This is a genomic window from Micromonospora sp. NBRC 101691 (genome assembly GCF_030269285.1).
Taxonomy (GTDB): domain Bacteria; phylum Actinomycetota; class Actinomycetes; order Mycobacteriales; family Micromonosporaceae; genus Micromonospora; species Micromonospora echinospora.
In genome coordinates, this window is sequence record NZ_BSTB01000003.1 from 19,085 (window position 1) to 42,891 (window position 23,807).

General features: G+C 68.9%; 14 protein-coding genes. 6 read left to right on the forward strand and 8 right to left on the reverse strand.

The window, feature by feature from the left end; genetic code table 11:
* Positions 1–17: 17 nt before the first annotated feature.
* The 5 genes from QSK20_RS06700 to QSK20_RS06720 all read right to left on the reverse strand — a co-directional run bounded on the left by QSK20_RS06700 (position 18) and on the right by QSK20_RS06720 (position 11,749).
* On the reverse strand, positions 18–1,604 hold the full coding sequence (locus QSK20_RS06700) for a 3'-5' exonuclease (protein WP_285787694.1): 1,587 nt from the start codon (positions 1,602–1,604) through the stop codon (positions 18–20).
* Positions 1,605–1,635: 31 nt separating this feature from the next.
* Positions 1,636–5,634: an Eco57I restriction-modification methylase domain-containing protein gene (locus QSK20_RS06705; RefSeq protein ID WP_285787695.1), complete on the reverse strand. Its 3,999-nt coding sequence runs from the start codon at positions 5,632–5,634 to the stop codon at positions 1,636–1,638.
* Complete coding sequence (drmD, locus tag QSK20_RS06710; RefSeq protein ID WP_285787696.1) at positions 5,631–8,771, reverse strand: DISARM system SNF2-like helicase DrmD; 3,141 nt, start codon at positions 8,769–8,771, stop codon at positions 5,631–5,633. The genes QSK20_RS06705 and drmD overlap by 4 nt, the downstream gene beginning before the upstream one ends.
* A gap of 168 nt (positions 8,772–8,939) precedes the next feature.
* The gene (locus QSK20_RS06715; RefSeq protein WP_285787697.1) at positions 8,940–9,827 is read right to left on the reverse strand and encodes an 8-oxoguanine DNA glycosylase OGG fold protein; all 888 of its coding nucleotides are present in this window, start codon (positions 9,825–9,827) and stop codon (positions 8,940–8,942) included.
* On the reverse strand, positions 9,824–11,749 hold the full coding sequence (locus QSK20_RS06720) for an N-6 DNA methylase (RefSeq protein WP_285787698.1): 1,926 nt from the start codon (positions 11,747–11,749) through the stop codon (positions 9,824–9,826). The genes QSK20_RS06715 and QSK20_RS06720 overlap by 4 nt, the downstream gene beginning before the upstream one ends.
* A 98-nt stretch (positions 11,750–11,847) precedes the next feature.
* Between QSK20_RS06720 and QSK20_RS06725 the strand changes: the two genes are divergently transcribed.
* From QSK20_RS06725 to QSK20_RS06750, 6 genes are all read left to right on the forward strand, one after another.
* Positions 11,848–12,366, forward strand: coding sequence for a DUF4352 domain-containing protein (locus QSK20_RS06725; protein WP_285787699.1), 519 nt, complete (start codon positions 11,848–11,850; stop codon positions 12,364–12,366).
* An 84-nt stretch (positions 12,367–12,450) separates the two neighbouring features.
* Entirely contained in the window at positions 12,451–13,008 is a 558-nt protein-coding gene (locus tag QSK20_RS06730) for a hypothetical protein (protein ID WP_285787700.1), read from the forward strand.
* A gap of 12 nt (positions 13,009–13,020) precedes the next feature.
* Positions 13,021–13,839 (forward strand): ribonuclease HI, encoded by an 819-nt coding sequence (locus QSK20_RS06735; RefSeq protein WP_285787701.1) that lies wholly within the window; start codon positions 13,021–13,023, stop codon positions 13,837–13,839.
* Between the two features lie 74 nt (positions 13,840–13,913).
* The gene (locus QSK20_RS06740; protein WP_285787702.1) at positions 13,914–15,026 is read left to right on the forward strand and encodes a pPIWI_RE_Y domain-containing protein; all 1,113 of its coding nucleotides are present in this window, start codon (positions 13,914–13,916) and stop codon (positions 15,024–15,026) included.
* Complete coding sequence (locus QSK20_RS06745; protein ID WP_285787703.1) at positions 15,023–18,367, forward strand: pPIWI_RE_Z domain-containing protein; 3,345 nt, start codon at positions 15,023–15,025, stop codon at positions 18,365–18,367. The genes QSK20_RS06740 and QSK20_RS06745 overlap by 4 nt, the downstream gene beginning before the upstream one ends.
* Positions 18,368–20,935, forward strand: a complete 2,568-nt coding sequence (locus QSK20_RS06750; protein WP_285787704.1) for a pPIWI_RE module domain-containing protein — start codon at positions 18,368–18,370, stop codon at positions 20,933–20,935. It abuts the gene before it with no gap.
* 69 nt (positions 20,936–21,004) lie between these two features.
* Here QSK20_RS06750 and QSK20_RS06755 read toward each other — a convergent pair whose 3' ends face one another.
* The 3 genes from QSK20_RS06755 to QSK20_RS06765 are packed head-to-tail and all read right to left on the reverse strand — an operon-like array spanning position 21,005 to position 23,783.
* Positions 21,005–22,480: a tyrosine-type recombinase/integrase gene (locus QSK20_RS06755; protein WP_285787705.1), complete on the reverse strand. Its 1,476-nt coding sequence runs from the start codon at positions 22,478–22,480 to the stop codon at positions 21,005–21,007.
* Complete coding sequence (locus QSK20_RS06760; protein WP_285787706.1) at positions 22,477–22,878, reverse strand: hypothetical protein; 402 nt, start codon at positions 22,876–22,878, stop codon at positions 22,477–22,479. Before QSK20_RS06760 ends, QSK20_RS06755 begins: the two co-directional genes overlap by 4 nt.
* Entirely contained in the window at positions 22,875–23,783 is a 909-nt protein-coding gene (locus tag QSK20_RS06765; RefSeq protein ID WP_285788059.1) for a DUF2637 domain-containing protein, read from the reverse strand. Before QSK20_RS06765 ends, QSK20_RS06760 begins: the two co-directional genes overlap by 4 nt.
* Positions 23,784–23,807: the final 24 nt, after the last annotated feature.

Genomic DNA, 23,807 nt, shown 5'->3' on the forward strand with positions numbered 1-23,807 from the left:
TCCTCTGTGTCAATCCGTCAGACGATCAACTGTCGGGCCAGCTCGAAGGCACCGCCGACGAGCAGACCACCGACGGCGATCACCGCCGCGCACCCGCTCTTCTTCTCGGCGGTCATGACCGGAGCAGCCGGCACACGTGCGGTTACGGGAACGGTAATCCGGATCGTGGACGTCTCGTCCCAGTCGTCGTGCCGCTCGACGAACCTGGCGTGGTACTCGGCGGGAGTCAGCTCCCGCGACCGCCAGAACTCGTGCCACTCGGGACGGCTGGGACGACTTCCCGCAGCGCGTTCGGCAGCGATCCGGCCGGCGACCTGCGCGCCGCCGCCGTCAGCAAACAGTCCACCCCGGACCTTCGCCGCCTCAGCCTCCATCACTTTGCGCGCCTGATCAGGCGACATGATGTCGATACCGGCGCTGACTGCCTTGGCGAGCCGCGGGTCGTCCTGCCCGGCACCGCCGTCGATGACGAGCCGCACCGTCTTGGTGACGTTCACAGCGACCTTCGCGCCCTGCTCGACCGCGTAGTCGACCACCTCGGTGACGTCGGCCGAGTCGCCGACCGGCAGGATGCGCCAGCCCTTGAGCGGGCCGTTGTTCCTGGCCCGGTTCGCGGCAGCGGCCTCCTCCAGGTCGCTGATCAGGTGCGACGCGGCGAGTTCCTTCGCCGCCCGCTGAAGCTCCTTGAGTTCGACGGACGTAACCACACCGTCGCCCTCCGCGCGGGCCCGTGCCTCGGCCAGGAACTCCACGTGTACCTGACGCGCCGTGCTCTGAGTCAGCCCGGCCCGAGCGGCGGTGACCGCGAGCTGCGCCGCCTCCTCGCCGACGATCCGGCCGTCGGCGAGCGCGTGGGCGAGCAACGCCCGGTAGTCACGCAACCCTTCCGGCCGGGGCGGCGGAGAAGACGCCATGTACGGCAGCCGCGCCGTGAGAGTGGCCAACCACCCCTCGGTGCCCTTGCGCAGCCCGGCGGCGCGCGGGGCGACGATCCCGGTACGCGGCAGACCGGGCAGCGGCACCGGCGGCGGCCCCACCCAGGACAGCGGCTGCGGCGCTTCGGCGATGAGCTTCGCCAGCGTACCGGCGAGCGCGCGGGAATCACCGAGCGCGGAGTGCAACGCCGTCGGCCACTCGCCGGTGATCAGGTTGGCGACGTTGTCCAACTTGTAGCCCCACCGGTCGAGTTGGGTGCGCGCGGCGACGAGCGTGCACATCCCGGGCACACGTTGGAGGGTGACGCCGAGCCGCCCGTACTCGGCGACGAGGAACTTTTCCTCGTAGTCCAGGTGATGACTCACCACGATCGCACCACCCAGGTACGCGAGCACGTCCCCGGCGACGTCCTGGAACGCGGGTGCGTGCCTGACGTCCACGTTGGTGATCCCGTGGTACTCCTCGTTGTTGATCCGCATGCCCGGGTTGACGAGCGTCGAGTACTCGTCCAGCACGACGCCGTCGCCACGCATCCGGACGATGCCCACCTCGCACACCCGGGAACCCTTGTTGGGGTGCAGGCCGGTGGTCTCCAGGTTGAGGAAGGCGAAGGTCAGGCCACGCGGGTCGACGCCGCACTGACGGGTGAGTTGGCCACGAACGAACACGGGAAGGAAGCCTCCGGGAGGGGTACGCGGATCAGAACAGGGTCGCGGAGCCGGGCGGTGCCTTGCGGGCGGACTTCTTCTTGTCGTGCAGGCCCTGCGCCTCTTCCTCGGCGTAGCGCTGGTGGTTCAGCTCCAACAGCCGGTCGAGGATCTCCCGCTGGACGGCCGGACCGACGGTGTAGCGGGTATAGGCACCGGCCTTGTGGAAGCCGTGGTCAAGGCCCTGCTCCACCAGGTCGTCCCAGTCGTACGCCCGACAGGTCGCCACGTCGATGTCCCGGTGGATCCGCCGCAACTCCACGATGTCGTCGTCCTGGCAAGCCGGGTCAAAGACAAGGTTGTACGTCGCCGTCAGCCCCGCCTGCCGGCTGAGCATCACGTCCCGCCGGTACGTGTCGAGCCGGTCACCCAGGGCCCGCAACTCAGCCGTCAGATCCGGCAACGCGAACGTCTCGAACACGTCCGACGGCGAGTAGTTGAGGTCAGCCTTCATTGTCGAACTTCGCCTGACAGCCCACCAGTAGTGAGGTGCACTCGACAACAACGCCAACATTGCCGCGTCATCCGTCGCGAACACGCCGAGCTTGTGCGAGAAAACCTGACCGGTGGGCACCATCACTGGCATAACCGTCTTACTGACGAGCGTGATTACGACAACCCTATCAAGCTTCGCAATTGCAGCGCGCAATCCTGGCGCCAGCTTCTCATATTGCCACCACTTATCGCGAGTGGCCCGCTTAGCGTCGGGAAGCCGGTCACGCAAAGGCTTAACGAGGGTCCGGATTCGCTGCATGCAGGCCGAATAAAGACAGGCACGATCGTACGGCCAGCCCCGAAAGTCAATAATCCACCGACTTGCCGATAGGTCGGATCGGGAGTTGACGTCCTGTCCGTTCAGATATCGGTAAAGCACCTCTTGATTGCGTCCATCAGTAGCGACAAGATCCGCCGCCTCCTTTTCGGACATCGCGAATCCAATGCCATTAACCAGGTTACCTATGTAAGCAACACCAGCGCTGCCAGACAACCGTGCAGCCGGCCCTGAAGCACGGGATGCAGGTTCAAGAAACGTGGTGATTCCGGACACAGAAACTCCGTCGGCTACACAGACAACATCCCGACCAATTGACCGTCGAGTAGTCCAAACAGCGCAATACTCAAGCGCAGCTGAAACCGATGGCCAAGGCTTGCTCTTAACTGATCTTCGGATCGAAGTTCCATTTTCCGCAACTTGGTCCAAGCCGACTTCCCGGGTGTCACCCTGAGCCAGGGTGTTGGTGGCGATCAGCCCAGTCTGACCACCGGGGTTGAGTAGTTCGTGTGCCCGGAGAAGGAAGTAGGCGACCAGGTCGGCGTTTCCCTTCACGCCTCGCCCGAGCACCGCGACGAGATACTCCCGGTACGCCGTGCCCAATGGTCCGCTGATCTTCTTGCCGCCAAGAAATGGCGGGTTGCCGATAATCGCGTCGAAGCCGCCCTGTTCGAAGACCTCGGGGAACTCCAGGGGCCAGTGCAGCGGATCGCGGTCGAATCCGCCGTCCGGCCGGTCGAGGGAGAGCCAAGACCGCGCCTGCTCGATGAGCGGGTCCACCTTGCCGCCCTTGGCCAGTTGCTGGGCCAGCGCGCCGACCCGTGCGGCGATCACGACCGGGTCCTGGCCGCGCTTCACCGACGCGAGCTGCGCGCCCACCACCAGGTCGGCGTACGCGTCGGCGCGCTTTCGCACCGTGCGTACCTCGTCCAGGAGTCGCCGCTTCTCCGCCAGGGTGTCCAGTCGGTCCGGCAGTGCGGCGAGTTTCCGGCGCAGGTCCCGGGCTTCGGAGAGGTCACGCTCGAGCCGCAGGTCACCGGCAGCCTTCCCGGGCAGGGTCGCCGTGTTCCCGAGGCCGAGCAGCGCGTCACCGGCGACCAAACGGTCGTCGAGGAAGGTGAAGGGGCGCTGGGGATCCATGGAGACCAGCCAGAGAGAGAGCTTCGCCATCTCCACGGCCATCGGGTTGATGTCCACTCCGTACAGGCAGTGTTCGATGATCTGCCGGCGGGCCTCGATGACGAGGGGGTCGTCGCCGGCGTCCACCGTGCGGTCGACGTCGCGCTGCTGGTAGGCGAGCGCGAGTTCGTCACCCTCCCGCGCCCAGGCGGAGACGAGGTGACCGGCGAGGTAGCGGGCCGCCGCGACGAGGAACGCCGCCGAGCCCATGGCGATGTCGGCGACCTTGAGGGTGAGGATCTCCTTGCTCGACTTGGGCTTCCACTGCGACTTGTCGGCCGTCTGCAACGGGCCGGGCTCGTAGACCAAAGGTTCCAGCGCGCCTTCGACCACCTCCTCAGCGAGGAAGCGCGGCGTGTAGTGGGTGCCGGTGTTGCGCCGCAGCGCGGACTCGGTGACAAACAGCGCGCCCGGCAGGATGACCACCGGCAGGCCCCGCAGGTCCGCCCGCAGCACACCGAAGAAGGGCAGCAGCCGCTCGGAGAGCGGGTAGTCGCCGCCAGTCACCGCGAGGAGCTTCCTGCGGGCCTCCTCGCGTTCCACCCCGTCGAGGGGCGCGAGCTTCCTGGTGAGCGCCGCGACAGACCCGATCTTTGAGTCCTTGTACTGCTCGGCGAGCGCCCTGGCCAGCTCCGACACATCGGGGTGCCGGTCGCGCAGCGCCTCCAGATCGGCCAGGCTGACCTCGGCCTCCAGCCCTTCCTTGCCGATCAGCCCGACGGTGACGTCCTGGGCGCGGAAGCCCTCGAAGGAGAGCAGGCCCTCGTAGACGTACCCGATCTGCTCGACGTCGAGGGTGCGGAAGCTGACCGTGCGGCGTTCCCGGGACCGGCCGGTGCCGACCTGGACGTACTGCACCGCGCGGAGCATGTGCAACACGGTCCGGTCGTCGATGGCCAGCGGCAGCCAGGCGTACCGCTTGGGGTCGAAGAGCGACCCGTCGTGACCGTGCAGGGTGAGCCGGGGGTGGTCAACGCCGTGGTAGACGGCGGTGAACAAGGCGAGCAGCCGGTGCCAGGCAGCCGAGCTGTGTTCCAGGTCCTCCTCGCTGCCCTCGGTGACCCGCTGTTCCAGCTCGGCGCAGAGCCGCCCGGCGGAGTACGCCGCCGCGTACAGCTCGTTGTCGGCGGGGAGCAGCCGGCGTTCCTCGGCGAAGAGCAGGAAGACTATCCGCATCATCACCGCGACCGCGCCGCGGTAGACCTCGTGGGCCTCGACGTGGGCCAGGCCGTGTCCGCCGGCGTCCCGTTCACGTACGTCGATCCGGCCGATCGCGGCGACGAGCAGCTCGACGGCCTGGCGGACCTGGACGCCGAGGGCCTCGGTGATCTCCTCCTGGCTGCCGAGGCTGTCCCGCAGCAGTGGCACCAGCCGTTCGGCGTCGGGGACACCGAAGAAGCGGTGCCGGGACAGCAGCGAGACGAAGGCCCGGACCACGTCCCGCTCGGCCGCCTCCGGCCAGGAGACGGCGTCGAAGGTGGCGGTGGTGGTGACGCCGCCGCGCGGCGCCCAGACCAGGGTCCACCAGCGTCCGTCGGTGGCCAGGCCCAGTTCGACGTGGTGGTGCCGACAGAGCAGCGCGAGCCGGTCGGCGGGCGTGGCGGCCCAGGTGGAGCCCTTGACCCGGGCGGTGGGTTGTTGGCCGGGCGGACAGACCAGGCCGAGCAGCCGTACGCTGTCCGGCTTCACCGGCTCCCCCGGCTCGACCAGTACGAACGACGGCCGCAGCTCGGTGTCGTGCTCCGCGGCGGTGTGGGCCAGCGCGTCGAGCCCATCGGTGTGCCGGGCGTCGCCCCAGCCGAGCAGTTCGTCCAGCACGTACCCGATCCAGTCGACCTGGCTTGCGGCGGTGTCGGCCTGCCAGGTGGTGTGCTGCTGGCGCAGCCGTTCGCGGTTGCGCTTGTCGAGGGTGTCGAGGGTGGGCCAGGTGCGGCGCAGCACCGGCAGGCTGAGGAACGGGCCGCTGACTTCGACGAGGCTCAGCCAGTTGCGGTGCTGCTCGACCCCGTCGGGGGCGGTGCGCCGGACGGTGCGGCTCATCGGATGGCCTCCCGCCTCGGTACGACGAAGACCACGGCCACCGGGAAGCTGTGGTCCTTCGGGTCGCGGTAGCGGGCGTCAACCGCTTCGAGTTCGCGGTCGCGCTCGGCTTCGAGGGCCAACAGTCGGTCCTCCCAGGATTGGCGGTCCTTGCGGTACTGGGTGAGTTCCTCTTTGCTCTTGCTCGCCTCGGCGCGGCTGATCAGTGCCTGTTCGGTCTCGCTGTCGTCGGCGTCGAGCGCGCCGCGCAGGGTGGCGGCGAACTGGTCGAGGTTGTGGATGATGCGCTGCCGCTCGGCCTCCTGCCGCTGGGCGAGCTTGCGCTCCAGCGACTCCTGCCGGGCCCTGGTCCGCCACTCGATGGCCGACAGCAGGCCGTCCCGGAGGCGGGGCCAGCGCTCGGCGAGCCGCGTCTGCACGACCGGGGAGGCCGGGGTACCGGTGGTCAGGGCCTGGTCGAGGATGCCCTTGAGCGTGCCGAGGTTCTCCAGGCGGCGGAAGCGGCCCTGTTCGGGGGCCCAACCGCCGGCGTGGAGGACCTCCTCGTGCAGCCGGACGCCGTCCGCGCCGACCAGCACGAACCGGGAGTACGCCCCGACCAGCACGTCCTCCAGCGTCGGGTCGTCGCTGACCACTGCGGTGACCCGGTGCAGTCCGATGTCGGGGTTGGAGACGGCGGCGCGCAGCAGCCGGGTCGACATGGCCACGAGGGGGTGGTTGAGGTGGGCGAGGACGATGCCGTCGCGGTCCTTCTTGGCCACCTGCGGGTTGAAGGTGACCGGCAGTTGGCGGGGCGGTTCGTCGGCGTCCATGAGCTTGGCGGTGAGCCCGGCTCCGGCGCGCTGCCAGGAGCCGGTCAGCGGGGGCACCGTGTAGAGGCCGTCGAGCAGGTGTCTGTCGTCGGTGTGCCGCTGGAGTCGCTGCTGGCGGGCCAGTTCCAGGGCGGTGTCCACGACCCGCTTGACCGCCGGCGGGGTGATGCCGAGTTCCTCGACGGTCTTGTCCAGGTCGGCGCGGAGCCGGCGGACCTGCTCCCGCAGGTTGGATTCCGTGGGCAGGGTGCCGGCGGCCCTGTTGCGACCGGCCTTGTCGAGGTCGACGCTGACCTGCTCGCCGAGCATTCGCCGCTGCACCGCGTCGGAGAGGACGGCGTTGACGGAGCCGAGGTCCTCCTCCATGCGGGCGACCTTCGTGGCAACCCGGGACAGGAACTCCAGGTCGGCCTCGAACGCGCCGACGGGTTTGCCGAAGCCGGTGCCGACGAAGTGCTGGATCTCCGGGGCGACCTGCTGCCCGTACCGGTCGATCCGGCCGATCCGCTGCTCCAGCTTGTTGGGGTTGAACGGGATGTCGTAGTTGACCAGCCGGTGGCAGTGGTTCTGCAGGTCGATGCCCTCGCTGGCGGCGTCGGTGGCGAGCAGGATCCGGACCGGACGCTCGGTGGGGTGGGCCTGGAACGCCAGCCGGATCTGCTCCCGTTCGTCGCCGGGGGTGCCACCGTGCAGCAGCGCGAGCCCGTCGCCGCCGAGGCCCTCCTGCCGGAGCAGGTCGGCCAGCCAGGTCTGGGTGTCGCGGTACTCGGTGAAGACGACGACCCGCTCGTTGGTCCAGTGCCGGCCGTCGGGACGGCAGATCGCGGTCAGGTAGGTGATCAGCTCGCGGGCCTTGGCGTCGGGCCGGGCCTCCTTCTGCTCCGCCCAGTTGAGCATCTTCTCCAGCAGGGCCGTCTCGTCGTCGGTGGGGTCCGGCTGCAACGGGCGGACGCGGTTAAGTGCGTCGTCCTCCGCCTCGGCGAGTTGCTCGTCGTCGTAGGTGGCCATGTCCTCCATAAGTTCGTCCATCCACTCCGGGACGTCGTCCCCGGCGGCCAGGCTGGGTGAGCCCTTCCGGTTGGCCAGGGTGTCGAGGTAGACGCGGAGGGTATGGGCGAACGCGGCCGGACTGGAGAAGAGCCGTTTTTTGAGCAGCAGCGTCACCAGGTCGGTGGCCCTGCGACCGCGCTGAGAGTGCAGGCGCTTGCGCCGCAGCTCGGCAAACCGGGTGAGCAGGGCGTGGATCTGCCGCTCGTCCGCCGGGTACGCGACCGGAATCGCGTAGGCCTGTCGTTCGACGAAGCGAGGCTTGCCGTCCTCCTCGATGTCGCGCTTGAGCCGGCGGACGACGGTGTCCTTGACCGCAGCCGGGTCGGGCCTGACCCCACGGGCGAACCGCTGGTTGTCGAGGATCTCCAGGAGCGCGGTGAACGACGCCTGGTAGCCGTTGTGTGGGGTCGCCGAGAGAAAGAGCCGGTGGGTGAAGTGCGGGGCCAGTCGGCGGATCAGCTTGGTTTGCTGCGAGTCGACGGCGTAGATCTGCTTGGGTGCGGCCGGGGCGACGTGGTGGGCCTCGTCGAGGATCAGCAGGTCGAAGGTGCGCGGATAGGTCGGGCCGTCGGCGGGCAGCACCTCGTCGAGGAGGCGCTGCGCCTTCTGCCCGCGCAGCCACGGCAGGCTGACGATGCTCAGCGGGTGGATCTCGAACGGGTTCGCCGCGGAGCCGTGACTGCGGCGCACGGCGGCGCACCGCTCGGAGTCGACGATGGCGAAGTCGAGGCCGAACTTCTCGGCCATCTCGTCCCGCCACTTCAGGGTCAGACCGGCCGGACAGACGATCATGATGCGGCGGGCACGGTGCCGCAGCAGCAGCTCCTGGGCGACCAGGCCGGCCTCGATGGTCTTGCCGAGACCGACGTCGTCGGCGAGCAGCAGGTTGACCCGTGGCGCGTCGACCGCGCGGGCGACAGGTTCGAGCTGGTAGTCCTCGATGGCGACGCCCGAGCGGAACGGCGCCTGCAACGTCTTCACGTCAGCCGAGGTGATGGCCGACCAGCGGACCGCGTCGAGGAAGGCTGCCAGCCGCTGCGGCGAGTCGAAGGTGTCCGCGGCGACCTGGGGCAGCGAGCCGCTGGGCAGCACCTCACGGCCCGGTTCGACCTCCCAGATGACGTCGAGGGTGTGGCCGTAGCGGCCGTCCTCGACGCTCTGCAACGTAACCAGCGTGCACTGCCCGGCCGGCTCGATGTTGCTGACAACCCAGCGCTGGCCCCGCACTGCGACCAGCTTGCTGACCGCCAGTTCGTCGGCTTTGGCCGACGTCATGCTCGGCATGGTGCTCCCATTTCGTATCGCCCCCACGTGAACCCCGCGACCCTACGTCCACCCAAGATGACGGAGGGTCCACTGAAAGGGTTGTTTGCTCGCTTTACGGCCCATCTGAGGGTGACCCGGAGACCACCCTGTTTCGGTCCCGTCAACGGGACCCCGCAGTCAGCTGAACGACAACTCGGCCCCGGTCGCATCGGGATCACTGCGGAAGAGCAGCAGCTCTACCAGCTCGGGTGTCCATTGCTCGCCGTCCGCCGCCAGTTGGACGGCCGCCCGACCGAGGAAGGCGAGATAGACGTGATAGCGGTACGGCGACCACACTGACCCTCGCCAGAGCCGGTACGGGGATTCCCCCTGTACCGCGTACGGCTCGTCGGCGCGACGCAGCCAGAAGCCCCGCATTCGTCGCGCCAGCCGGTCGTCCAGGATCAGCGCCCCGCTCCGGCGCTCGTCGGCCCGGCCGGCGAAGTAGAGGAACTTCGTGAAGAAGGCAGGACCGAGACCGCAGACCTTGCCCTCCTCCGCGAGGTACCGGTAGGCAGACCAGGCGCTTTCGTGGTCGAGGACGTCGACGGCGCGCGCGAGGCGGCGCTCGACCTCTCCTGGCGGAGGCGCCGGCCAACGGGTGTTGCCGTGCAGAATCCAGGTCAGGCGGGTCGGGCCGAAGCCCCGCTGCCCCCAGCCCCAGGCGAAGGAAGCGGCCAGCAACGGCAACCACACCCGGTTGTCCCGACATTGCCGTGCGACGTCTGTGACGTCACGCCGGCTCACCGGCACCCGCCCCGTGCCCGGTTGGACCGGGAGGTGCTGGCCGAGCTGCGTCCAGCGTGTCAGGTCGACGGAAATCCGGTGCTGGTCCGTCAGCTCGGTCACGTCCGCGTACCGGCATCCGGACGCCTGCGCCTGTTCCTGGCGCCGCCGACGGATCCAGTCGCGTTCCCCCGGAGTCAGACCGCCCTCGACCACGCCCCGGTCGAAGGGGGCTGCGTCGTGCGGCAGCGTGACCGACTCACCGTTCTGCCCTCCGCCGACTCGTGCCAGCCCGATCATCGCTGGTCCCGCTCGGGCCGCAGCAGACCGCCGGCCAAGCCGTCGGCAGTAAGTCGAACAAGATCGCCGCCGAGCGCCGCGACCTCTCGCACCGTCAACTCGAACTCGGCCAGCCGGCGATACACCTCGCCGTGGGCGGGCTGCTCCTCCAGGGGAAGACGCCGGACCTGGGCGCGGCGGACGTCAATCCTCGTGCCGGACAGGCTGGTGGCCTGCCGGTCGTTGGCCGTACTGCGCAATTGCCCGGCGAGGAACCACGGATCCAGAGCGACCGGATTGGGACGGAGCAGGAAAAGACCCGGGCCGAGCAGCAGTCCGTCCCTGGTGATGACTCGGGAGGCCAACCGTCGGGCTGCCACCGGCACGACGACATCGCCGGGCCGCAGGTCGATCCGCTCGGCCAGGCTGCCGTTGTCGTGGCCGGACGCCTCGATTCCGCTGACAACGTCCTGTCCGGTGAGCACCGTTGGCGGCCCTTCGCCCGGGGCCGTGCCGTCCCGCTCCGCCGGAGACCCGGTCCGTACCGGTCCGATGATCTGCAGTGCGCCGCTACGCGCCAGTTCAGCGACGGCCATGGTCTCCGGTGCGGGCCTGCTGTCGTCCACGGGTGTCACCCGTGGCATTAGCGCCGGCAGGTTGCCGACGGCGGCGGCCAGACGCTGCTGGACGCCGGCCAGTTGTACGCCCGTGTCCCCGCCGGTGACCGTGGGCTGCCGACGGACGGGGGTGATGTCGACCTCTTCGTCGAGCAGGTCGATCACCGGCACGGCGCGGGCGAATCCCGGCTCCTCGAGTTCAGCATCCGGCGCGGCGACGAACGTCCGCCACACTTCCAGGATCCGCGGATAGGTGACATTCGGCTCACCTGTCGCAGCGTCGACCAGCAGCGCTCGTTGCGGCGGTGGCGCGTCCGGTGTCGCCCGCCGGAGCACCCACAGGTGCAGCGGGACGTTGTGCGGTGCGGCCACGCCGGGCGGAAGTGCGACGACGGCACGTAGATGACCTCGGCGCAGCAGCTCGGCGCGAATCCGCTTACCGGCTCGACGGCCGGCGACGGTGGGTGGCATCAGCAGCACCGCATGCCCGTCGACGCGCAGATGGGCGAGAACGTGTTGGACCCATGCCAGCTCCGGCTCGGTGCGTGGAGTGCTGCCGACGATCCAGCGTGGGTCGTGGCCCAGCTCGTCGTCTCCCCAGTTGGTGACCCCGAAGGGCGGGTGGCAGACGACGGCGTCGAAAGTACGGTCGACGAACGCGTCGGAGCGCAGAGAGTCACCGGTGCTGACCTCCCCGGGTACGTCGCGCAGGGCGAGCCACAGGCCGGCGAGCCGGGCCAGACCCTCGTCAAGCTCCTGCCCGTGGGCGGAGGCGCAGCCGGCGCGGACGGCGGCACGCAGGACGGCACCGGAGCCGGCTGCCGGATCCAGGACGGTGCCAGCGTTGACGTCCGCGAGCGCCACCATCAGGTCGGTCACGTCGTCCGGGGTGGCGAAGGGGCGGCCCGGCCCGGGGGCGGAGAACTGTTGCCACAGCGCGTCGAAGGCACCCTGCGGCCCGAGCTCGTCGACCAGGGCGTCGAGGTCGGGCAGTAGCGGCACCACCTGCGGGTCGGTTGGGCAGCTGCGTTGACCACTATGTCGGGCGAGCAGCAGTTGGCCGACGGCAGCCAAGCCGACGGCCGGTGACGGGCTCGCGGTGGCGAGGTGCCGCCAGAGCCGGTCGACGGTCGCCAGCTCCGGAAGCTTGCCCTGCACGCGAAGCCACTGTTCGACCTGGGTGAGGTCGAACTCGGGGCTGGCCGGGGTGCCGCCCACCGGGGTGGGGAAGTTCGCATGTCGTTTACGCCAGTTGCTGACTGCGGCACGACCAACCCCGGCGATCCGGGCGATCTCCGCTGCCGTGATTGTCGGTGTCTCCTGCACGTTCGCAGTGTGTCACACCTGTCAAGCGTTACCTTCGTTGACAGGATTCACAGAGAGTGCTCTGATTGACGCCGCGACTTTACCGCAGGAGGATTTCGATGCGTAAGACCACTTCTCTCACTCTTATCGCCACCGCTCTCGTCGCCCTCGGATGCGGCGCCGGCAGCACCGACGACAGCACCGACGCCGTTGGCGCCAAGGGAGACGACAAGCCGAAGGCCGCAGCCATCGGCCAACCGGCCCGGGACGGCAAGTTCCAGTTCACCGTCAAGTCGTCGAAGTGCGGCGTCGCCAAGGTCGGCACCGACCTCCTGGGCGCCAAGGCGCAGGGCCAGTTCTGCCTCGTCACGATCAACGTCAAGAACATCGGCAAGGAGGCGCAGATGTTCGACGGCAGCAGCCAGAAGGCGTACGCCGCCGACGGTACCGAGTACTCCGCCGACAACGGTGCCGCGATCTACGCCAACAAGAACGCCGAGACGTTCCTCAACGACATCAACCCCGGCAACCAGGTCACCGGCGTGGTGGTCTTCGACATCCCGAAGAACGTGAAGCTCACCAAGCTCGAGCTGCACGACTCGCCGTTCTCCGGCGGCGTGACGGTCGCGCTCAGCTGATCCGCCGTCCGCACCGAGCTGGTGCGGGCGCCCGCCGCCCGGCCGCACCACCGTTGACCACACCTGCTCATGGAGGAGATCGCCATGACCCAACCCCCCAGCCCGCCACAGCCCATCCCGACCATCACCAAGCCCTCCCGGGGCCGCGCCTTGATTGTCAGCGGCATCGCCCTCGTCATCGCCCTCAGCCTCGGTGGTCTCGGAGTCACCGCGGTGGGCAATGACTCGACCGATGCCACCGCCGGTACCGGTCCGGCGGCGGCCGCTACTCCGGCCAGCAGCGCGCCGCCTGCGGCGGTGCCGACCACCGCTTCGGCGACGACAGCACCCACGCTCCCCAAGTACGCCACGCCGACCAAGAGGGACTTCACGCTCAAGGTGAAGATCCTGCGCAAGCAGTGCTTCGGCACCGCGGGCTGCAATCTCACCTATCGAATCGACGTGGCCTACCGCGGCGCTGGCGACCTGGATCCGGACCGGACCTACGAGGTGACTTACCAGGTCAAAGGTGCCGAAGACCCGATCATCAACACCTTCGAGGTGACCGGTGACTCCGCCTCGGTGCAACAGGAGGAAATGGCCAGCACCGAGCGCTCCGGCGACACCCTGACCGCCGTCGTCACCGACGTCGCCGAGTTCTGAGGGGAGGTCGTCGTGCGTCCCGATGAGTTCCACCGCGCCCTGCGCCTGCTCCCCGATCCCCTACACGCCCGCGCCCTGTCGCTGCGTGGATACGTCCTCCGCAACGCCTGCCCCGACTGTCAGGCCATCGCCGACGCGGTGGTCCTCGCCCTCACCGCAGTCCACTACGACGAGCTCGGCTCAGCCGAGCAACTCCTCGACAACGCCGAGCGGCTCGCTGCCGCGCACGGCACACCCTGCCAGCCGCATCCGGACCCGCAGCAGGGCCGCAGCCGGGTCGGACGCTGGGTGGCGGTGTCCGCGCCGGTAGTCGCCGCGACCGACGCCAGCTGGAAGGACCGCGCCGGCGGCATCGCGTATGTGGTCAGCGACGGCCACTACGGTCTGCGCGGCCGGGGCACCGGCTGGCAGGACCCGACCGGGGTATCGCAGGTGTTGGTCAACGAGCTGCGGGCGGTCGACTTCCTGCTCTCGGCGTACGCGGAACCGCCTGCGGGGATGACGGTGCTGGTGGACAGCGCCATCGCCCTGCGCTGGTTGCACCGCTGGCAGAAGGGCGAGGTGTTCGCGATGCCGGCCGGTTACGACCTGCGGCAGCGCCGGTCGGCCGAGCAGCCGACGCTGGTCCGGCTCGCCGAGGCGGTTAGCCGTCGGCCGGACCTGTCTTTCCAGCACGTCAAGGGGCACAGCGGGCACGCCCTGAACGAGGCCGCCGACGGCTTGTCCCAGATGGCTCGCCGTCGTGTCGGCGAGAGTTTCGACGTACGCCCTAGGGCACACGCCCTGGTCGACGCGTTCCTGTCGGACTGGCACGCCAGCCTCGCCCGCTGACTTAACCCGCAGCAGCCAAGTCGGATCAGCGCAGATGCCTGGACCCAGGTCTTCCTCCGAACAGAAGGTGATGCATGACCGGTTCGCCCGCCGCACCATCATGGTTGCCCGACCCGCAGATCGCGGTTGCGCAGCTCGCCAGCGGGATCCTCGAGTACGCCCAGCAGACCGCGTCGGGTGACGCGTTCCGGCTGCCATACCCGGCGAACCTGCAGCTCGCATTGGACCGACTGACCCTGCTCGCCTGGCATCAGGACGCGACCGCCCCGGCCAGCGTGATGGAACTCCTCCAGCTTGCGCAGGAGCCGTTCGGCGACTGGAAGATCGACCTCACCGGCGCGGACGCCGACCCGGACGAGTCGCTGCTGATCTATGGCCGCCCGACGGCGGCCTGCGAGGAACTTGGCAGCCTTCGTGGGGATGTCGAAGGTGAGATCCGTGAGAACGCGCTGTTGCGGGCGGTGATGGACAAGGCCCGGGCCGCCCAGGCACCACACTCCTACGTCGCGTTCCGTGAGCTCCTGATCCGGCAGCCGGCGATCGCGGCGATCGAGCTCGACGCGCGGCTGGCGGATCCTGACCTGGCGCTGCTGGCGAACGAGGTACGGCAGGCGTACGTGGAGGCGCCACCGGAGGCGATGGCGGACGGAGTGATCCGGACCTGTCGCGGATGCGGCGGTCTCCGATTACCAATGGATGACGATCGGACCTGGTTCTGCGAGGACGAGACCTGCCCGGCACCCGGCACGGCTGGGGCGGACCACCCGGCCAGCGAGGGCGTGTGGTGGTTGCGGCGTGAGCTGCGCACCTTCATCACCGCACCGGGTCGTGCGGAACTGCGTATCGCCGACGCGATCGGGAAGCTCGGCGTGCCGGTCGCGTTGTGGCCGGACTTCGACGCGTGCGACATCTCAGTCTTCGAGGAACGGCCTTGGGTCGCCGACGTCAAGGCCTGGCGCAGTCCGGTACGGCTGGCCCGGCGACTGCGGGAGCGGCTGTTCACCGTGCCGTCGGAGGCAGAAAGGGCATACGTCGTCATCGGTCGAGAGCAGGTCACGGCGCATCCGCGGTACGTGGCACGACTGCGAAAGGCGTGCCCCCAGGTGCGGCCTGGCCAGCGAATCGTGGCGGTATCCGAGGCGGAGTTCATTACTGCCGTGAAGCGGCGGGTGGAGGCCGAGGCATGAGACAAATCAACACCATCCGCAACCGCTTCACCCGCGCCCTCCGCGGCCATTACAACCCGACCGGCGATCAGCCTTCGCCCTCGCGGCTCCTGGACACCGAACTGTGCCTGTACCTCCTGGAAACAGTCGCCGCCGATCAAGCCGCCAGCGGAGTACCCGCGCTGCTCGACGGCTACCGGGCGCTGTGGGAAGCGGTGCCGCACCCGCCAGGCGACGCAGCGGTCCGACTCGCCAACGCGCGAGCCCTGCTGTGGCCCAGCCAGCGCCCCTACGGGTGGGACGAGTTGCTGCGGGCCTACCTGTCCGCCGCTGAGACGGTGCGGGGCTACCGCTTGGACCCGCTCGGCCGACCGGTACGCCGGCAGTGCAGTGTGGCGGCCGACAGGTGGGGCTGGTACGAGCAGCTACTCACCGAGCCCCTGCCCTTTGCCACCACCGGCGTACGGTTCGCGGCACCCGGCCGATACCGCATGAGCTCCACGGCACGTGGTCAAGGCGTGACGGTACCGGATAACCTTCCGCCCGCGCCGGCTCCGGCCCTGCATGACCTGACCGTCCGGACACGGGCACCGATCGAAGTCACCTGGTATGAGTTGGTGGAGACCGCCCGGGCTATGGACGCCGTCGACCTGCAGGCCGGACGTTCCCCTCATCGATGGAAGGAGCGCCTGCAGGACGTCACGCTGCAGATCCGGTTGGCCGACGATACCTTCGGCGACGCCACGACCCTTCGCATCGACCGGATCCTGCACATGGTCGGCATGGTCAGTGTCGGCAAGAGCACACTCGTGACGATCCTGACGACCTGGGCGGCGCAACACGGCCTCCGGGTGACGATCGTGGTCGGCGACAACTCAGCCGCACTACGTACGGCACACGAGCTGTCCTGTTACGACGGCGTGGTGGCGGCACCGGTCATGGGGCAGAACCGAACCCGACATGCGGAGCGACTGCATCGGCTCCAGCCGCCGGCGCCTGGCCGGCTCCTACCCCCCGAGCCTTACGGATTCGACCTGGTCAGCACGGCCTGCCCGCTCGATGCCGTCCGAGGCGCATCCAAACCGCTCGAGGTACGCGAAGCGCCCTGCCAACACCTGATCGAGACCGACCCGGATGCCCCGGTTGATGGTTGGCGGGAAGGAGCCCGGCGCACCTGCCCGCTGTGGTACCGATGCCAGCGGCACGAGGCCGCCCGCCGGCTGGTCACAGCGAACGTGTGGATCGCGACGCCGTGGAGCCTTGTGCACACCCCTGTGCCCGGACCGTTGAGCCACGAGCAGATGCGGTACCTGGAAGCGGCGTGGCGGCGCAGCGACCTGATCCTGTTCGACGAGGCCGACCAAGTGCAGGCAAACCTCGATGAGATGTTCGCCAGCGCACAGGTGCTGCTCGGCCCGAGCCAAGAAGCGTGGATCGACGAGATCGGGGCACGGGTGGCGGAGAAGCTGCGTGCCACGGGCCGCGCGCCGGTCAGCTCCCGGCAGATCCGCCGGTTCACCACGGCACTGAACCAGGCCCGCTCCGCAGCCGACATCATCTACCAGTTACTGCAGCGGGACCGGGTTCGCGCCGGCAAGCCGGTGCTGAACTGGCTCGACCCCGACTACTTCACGGCTTGGACTCTGTTCAATAGCCTTGCCAAGGACTGGGCCGGCTACACCGCCGCAAAGGGCCGCAAACCGGATCCCGGGTGGGACAACGACGAGCTCTACACGTTGCTGCGCGAGCAGTTCAACGCGTTCATCGACGACCCGACGGGAGCATCCGGTGAGGTAGCCGGGGGTCTGGCCACCCTGGCCGAGGCGCAACTGTCCGACACCGAGGAGGAGAGACGAGAGGACGCCGTCCGGCATTGGCTTACTGACCTCAGCGATCGAGAGCTGGTCGAGGGTAGGAAGATCACACCTGCGGAACTCGACCGCAACGTGTGGCGACTGGAGCTGGCGGTCGCCGTCGCCGTGATGGCGCACCGGCTCAACCTGATGCTCGCCATCTGGCCAGAAGTCGCAGCCGAGCTGGACATGTTCGACACGCTTCCGGCAGAGGTACGCCGACCGCCCAGCGACCTCGCCGTCGCGGTGCCCGAATCCCCGATGGGTAACGTGCTGGGCTTCCAGTACGTCGAAGACGACCCCACCCGCCGCGACGGCCAGCTGGGCGAGTTCCGGTTCTTCCGCTACACCGGCGTAGGGCGCGCCCTGCTGGTCGGCCTGCCAGACCTGTTTCCCGCCGAAGGGCGGGGCCCGAACGTGCTGCTGTTGTCCGGGACAAGCTGGGCCGGCACCTCGCCTCGCTACCACATCGACGTACCGGTCGAGGCGATCCTGCGCCCGTCACCGCAGAAACTCGCTGCCATCTCCGAGACCACGTTCACCTTGGACATCCAGCACCAAGGCGAGCGGAGCACCCCGATCTGGGTGTCCGGCCGGTACGGGGCAGAACGCGCAAGCGCCCTGCGACAGATGGTCGCGGCCCTGACCCAGCCAGGCGCGGGACCCGGTCAGCCCAACCGCCTGGAGCGGGAGCGAGCCACCCTGCCGCCGGGCCGGCAGAAGATCATGCTGTTGGTCGGCAGTTACGCCGAGGCCCGCACCGTCACCAACGAGCTGCTCCGACGCAAGTCCTCCTGGCAGGGGCAGGTGCACTGCCTCATCGGCGACGACGAACTGGAGACCGGTTGGGACGACGGTCATCTGCTGCGCCGCAGCGATGTCGCGGACTTCGGCACCGACGAGGCGCGGCTGCTGGTCGCCCCCATCCTGGCCGTCGAGCGGGGGCACAACATCCTCAACAACGAGGGCGTAGCCGCCATCGGTGCCGCGTTCTTCCTGGTACGCCCGCACCCACGACCGAAGGACCTCAGCTACGTCACCCAGCGGATCAACCAATACGCCCTCGAACAACTACGCCCCTACCCGCTCGACGACGACTCTTTGGCACACGAACGACTCGCGAGCGCCGGCAACCGGCGACGCCGAGCCGCGCAGCGTCAGTGGCGGCGGTTGCTGCACGCCCTGGTCGCCTACAGCCAACTCGGCACGGACGAACGTGGACGCGTTGCCTGGACCCAACTCGTCACCATCTGGCAGGTCGTGGGCCGACTCCTGCGTGGCGGCCAAGCCGCGAAGGTCTACTTCTGCGATGCCGCCTTCGCACCGGTCACTGCCCGCAGGAGCGACACCGACACCGACCTCGACGATGCCAGCACCAGCCTGCTGCACGGCATGCGCGAGGTGCTCACCCCGTACTTCGAATCCACCGGCGTCCACACCGATCGGCACCTGGTCCAGGCGCTCTACCAGCCCCTGTACCGCGCACTCACCAACATGGGAGACCGCTGAATGGCACCCCGCTACGACAACCTTGCTGTCACCGTCCTGCGTCTCGATCCCGCAGCCCCGATCGAACGCACCTACCACCTCATGCGGTTTCCTGGCCGCTGGAAGGAGCCGCTGCGCCGCCTCGCCCAGGCACAGCGGGGCGGCGAGGTCGCCAGCATCCCGATCGCCTCGCTCAACGACGCGATCACCGCCCTCGTCCTCGACTGCGTCGTCACGCTTCCGTACGCCGGACGTGGCGACGACGACCAGGACTGGCTGCTCGCATACCGCGAGGTCAACCCGGCAGCCATCTTCAACCTGGTCGCGGCGTGGGTGCGCGCGCAGAAGGGCACGCCGGAGCAGATCGCCCTGGCCCTGTCGCAGCTGCACGCGAGGGACCTCAGCTGGTCGCCGGTTCACCTCAACCTGACCGCACCCGACGAACGGCAGCGAGCCATGCGCCTGCTCCCAATGGAGATCGCGGCGACGTTGTCCCGCCCGGACACGACCTGCCCGCATAACGAGTTGCGGTTCCTGCGCTGCCCAAGCGCCGAAGGCGCGGAAGTCATGTCCTGGCCTCCGGAGCGGATCGAGGACCAAACCCCGTTCTCGGTCAAGATCGGCATTACCGCGCAGACCCTGCCCACCAGTGACGAGCTACTCGTCTATCTGTCGTACGGCGTACGGCGCTGGATGCCTGTACGGGGCAAGCTCGCTCTCGACCATGGCCACTCGGTGTATCTGGCCCCGACCGTGCCGTACCTGGCCGGCCTAGAGAACTCTCGTCACTTCGGCACGGCGCGGATCAAGCGAGTCAAGGTGACGGAGAAGGACGGCTCGAACGGTTTTGGGCCACGCTGGGACGACGCCCTAGCGAGCGTGTTGAAGGAAGTCGGCTGTCTCGACCGGCTGCCCGACCCGCAGCAGCTGGTCGACAAGCCACTGGACTACCTGCAGCGTCACGGCGACGCAGCTGCGCTCGTGTACAGCACCGGTATGCTATCGGCGGAGAAGGTCAGCGCCGGGCTGTCGGTGGCCGACCGCCAGCCGCTGATGGACTGGGTCGTCAGCGAGCTCAGCCCGCATCTCCGTCCGGCCGCGCCGCTACCCCGCGAGAAGTGCACCGTATACAAGGGGCTTGGTGGCATCAGCGAGAGTCCGGTTTCGGCCACCTGTCTCAGTGAGATCGTCGGGCCGCGCCTGGACATCGAGCTGCTCACCGACGACGACCAAGCCATGCAGTACGCCCTTGACCGACTCACCACCCGTCTCGGTGTCCCGATGCCTCGTGCTGAACAGCTTGACGAGACGGAGACGCTCATCGACCTGGGCGGGGCGACCGTCGGGGTCCGTCGGCTGGCGGCACCGACGATCCGCGCCGACCTTGACCGGGTCGGACGACGCCCTCAGGCCGCGGTGGAGGCCCGGATCGTGCACATCGCCGACGCGCTCGGTCAGGCGGCCCACCCGACAGTCGCCCTGGTCGAGATCGCCGGTCCCGACGCCTATGAGGGCCGGCGGCGCGGCGACGACCCCAAGTTCGCGATCCGGCACGGCCTGTTGCGGACGGGACGACTCAGCCAGTTCGTCACCCCGGTCGCCGAGCCCAAGCGCCCCCCACGCAAGGAGTCGTCCGACCCGAACCGAGAACGGTTCGCCGCAGCCGTCGATGAACTGTTCCGGCAGCTCGGTGTACGTCCTGAGCCGCTTCCTGAGCCCGCGCGGAACACGCTTCTCCGGCAGCCTGCCCTCCTGGCCATCTGGATGATTCGCCAGAACAAGGGGCGCGTCTGGGGGCTCGGGCGACAGGTACCCGTCGCCGTGCTCATCGATCCCACCGGTCAGCATGTACAGGTCCGTGCGCCCAAGGTGCCCTGGCAGCCTCTACACACCGGGCTCCTGGAAATCGGTAAACGGTACGTCAACGTGGACCTCAAATGCGGTCCCGACGACGTGGTCCGGTTTGCCAAGGACGTCATCGACGAGGCCACCGGCGCATTCCCCGACACGCTGCTGCTCACCCATGCGCAGAACCTGCGCGGCGTCTGGAACACCCTCACCAACGGCCGCATCCAGCTCGACAACCTCGGCTTCGGTGCCGGCGACCCCCAGCCGGTCAGCAAGCTACCGGGCTTGCGCCATGTGCGCGTTCGCACCGTTGAAGGCGGCGAGACGCCGGAGTGCTACGGCATCACCGATGACGAGACAGGCCAGCCCAAGGGTTTGTGGCGCTTCCTGGTCGATCGGGTGTACGGCAGCACCACGGGCAAGCCCAGCACGCACTCAGGGGCGTTGAAAGGCGTGTCGAAGCTGATCCCCGGCGAGCACAAGGGCAAGCTCACAGCCCCGAAGGCGAAGGCCCAGGTGTGGAACCCACAGTTCATCGAACTGCTTGTGGCGGGAATACAGGACGGCGACCAGCCCGAGCACTGGGCGGCGCTGGCGCACGACCTGCGGGACGCCGCACCGTACGTGCGGAACACCACTATCCTGCCGTGGCCACTTCACCTCGCGGAGCAAATCGAGCAGTACCTTCTGCCGACCAAGATCACTGACCTCGATGCGCAGGAGGTTCTCGGGGACGAGTAGGCGGCGTGGCCTCCCTGGCCCTCTGGGTGGGGAGGCCACGCCGGAGCATTTGCCGCTCGACCCGGCCTGCTATGCCGACCGCGCTCCGCCACCCCGCTGTCGCGGTACCACAGCCGCTGTTGCCTCTGCGGCAGCGTGGGATAGCTCGGGCAGGACGTCGCCGTAGAACTTGGCGGTGAAGTGGGGGCTGGAGTGGCGGAGTCGGTTGGAGATGACTTTCATCTGGACGCCGGCGGCGAGTCCCATCGTGGCGGCGCCGTGGCGGAGGTCGTGCAGGCGGATGGGTGGTAGTCCGGCTTGCGTGGCGAGGTGGTGGAAGTGGTCGGTGACGTCGGCGGGGTGTAGCCGACCGCCGGTGGGCGTAGTGAAGACAAGGCCTGTCCTGGTCCAGGCGGTGCCGGCGGTGAGGCGTTCGCGGTGGTGGCGGGCCCGGTGGGCGCGGAGAACGGCGACGGTTTCGGCGTCGAGGGCGACGGTGGCTTCGCTGTCGCTGGTTTTGGGGGTGTCGATGGCGGTGGCCCAGCCTTGTTGGACGAGTTGCCAGCGGACGGTCAGGGTGGCTGCGTCGAGGTCGAGGTCGTCCCAGTGCAGGCCGCAGGCTTCGCCTCGGCGGAGGCCGGTGAAGGTGATGAGGTGGTAGAGGGCGTAGAGGCGGTCGCCGGCGTCGTGGGTGTGGTCGAGGAATCGGCCGGTGTGTTCGGGGGTCCAGATCATGACCGGGCTGGGGGTCTTGCCGGTGTCGCGCCAGGTGCGGACGCGTTGGTCGGTCCAGACGGTGGGCTTGGGCGGTCGGGCGCGGGGTAGCTCGACCAGGAGGGCGGGGTTGAGGTCGAGGTAGCGGTGGCGGCGCATCGCGTCGTTGAGGGCCTTGCGCAGGGTGGCGTGGATGACGTGCATCGTCCTCGGGCCGACGACCCGCTGGTTCTTGACCTGGTCGCGTGTCGCCTGGTCCCGGCTGGCGCGCAGGATGGCGATGGCGGTGTTGCGCTCCCCGATGGCCTCGTACATGGCGTCGATGTGACCCGGCCGGAGCCGGTCGATGCGCAGGTGCCCGAGGTGCGGGATCAGGTACAGGCGGATGTGTCCCTCGTAGGAGCGCAGGGTGCCCTTCTTGATGTTCTTGCGTCCGGCGAGCCAGTCGGTGAGGTACTCGGCCATGGTGGGGAGTTCGGTGGGGGTGATGTCCAGGTGCAGGGTCCGGCGGACCTGGTCGGGGGTGGGGACGGGTGCGCCGGTCTTGACGGCGGTCTCGATGAGGTCGCCGGTCTTGACCATGACGTGTGGGTCGCTGGCGTCGGGGACGGCCAGGGCGGCGCGGATGCGGTCCAGGGCGGTGTCGGCATCGGTCTGGGTGGGGTAGGGGCCGTGGCGTAGCGGCCGGCGGGTGCCGTCGGCGCGGGCGGGTAGTTCGATCTGCCAGTGCCATTGGCCGTGGTTACGGGACCAACCACCGCCGGGCCGGCGCAGATCAGGACAGGAACGTCCGAGGCGGCGGCCCGTGGTGGTGTCGCGGCAGCCGCAGCGTTTGAACGTGGAGCCTTTCACTTGTCGTCTCCTGGGTGCTCGACGTGGTACCGCCAGCGGCGGTGGGTGTAGTCCGCTGGTGGCGGGGTCGTTGCATCCACGCTCGACACCACGGCGGGATCAAGTCGCCGGCCCTCGTGGTCGCGAGTCGGAGTGGGCTGGTCGAGGAGAAGAACTCGGAGGAGGCCGGCGACCGGGACGATGATGCGGGTGCCGGCCCGGATCAGTGGTGTGGGGAAGGTATCGGTGGCGGCGAGGCGGTAGGCCTGGGACCGGCTGATTCCAAGTACGGCTGCGGCGGTGGGCAGGGTGGTGGCGGCACCGAGCGCGCGGATCCGCTCGGCGGTCCACAGCGCCCCGGTAGACGGGTGTGGGCTGGTCGGCCGGGTGTCGCTGGTGGGAGTGGTGTCGGCGTTCATGGTGTGAGGTCTCCTGAGTGCGATGCGAGCGGCTGCGGGATAGACGAGCTGGTGGTCGTGGCTGTGGAAAGGTCCGGTGTTGCCGGTGGCGTCCTGCCGTCGGCCAGATCAGGTGGCTGCCGGGCTGCGGTTGAGGACGTCGGATGCCGTTCGGCTTTGAGGATCCTCAGCAACTGGGAAGCTCTCTTGTTGGACACGGTGTGCCCGGCAGCGCGTAGTCCTGCGGCCAGGGCGGTCCGGGTCAACGGCTGCCCCTGCGCGGCGAGACGCTCCTGAGCGCGCCGCGCGGCGGGAAGCAACTCTTCGGCGTCGTGGAGGTGGGTAGACGGTCCGCGCCGCGACGACCGGCCTCGGCGGACCGGTCCACCGGAGCGGGGACGCGGACCGTCCGGTCCGTTGTCGGGGTGGGGGTCGCTGGTGTCGGGGACGGTCCGCGCTGGGAGAGACGGGTCTGCGGATGGTGGGGTGGACGGGGCGTCGCTGTCCCCGCCGGACCGGGCGGGGTCGATGGTGGTGGACTGGTCCGCCGACTGGTCCGTGGGCGCGGCGGGTCCGGAGTGGGTGGGGTTGGGTGTGGTGTCGGTGTATCCGAGGGCGATCTTGACCATGACCAGGAACCCGAGCGCGGGCACGGCCGCGGCGATCCAGCCGATCGGTGACGGCTCGGCCTCCACAACCTGCGCGGCAAGCGAGAGCGTCACCGCGCAGGCCAACACCGTCGCCGGGAACACCACCGAGACGCCGGCTCGTTTGCGGCGGCGTAGTTCCAGGCCGGAGGCGATGGACATCAGCTCCAGCACGATCGCGTCCGCCCACGCCGACCAGCCCGGCTGACCGTGAGCGGCGGCCACGTTGTGGACGTGGGTGAAGCTGGCCGCACCAGCCGCCCCACCAATCGCGAGCATGATCACGACCTGGAGGAACCCCTC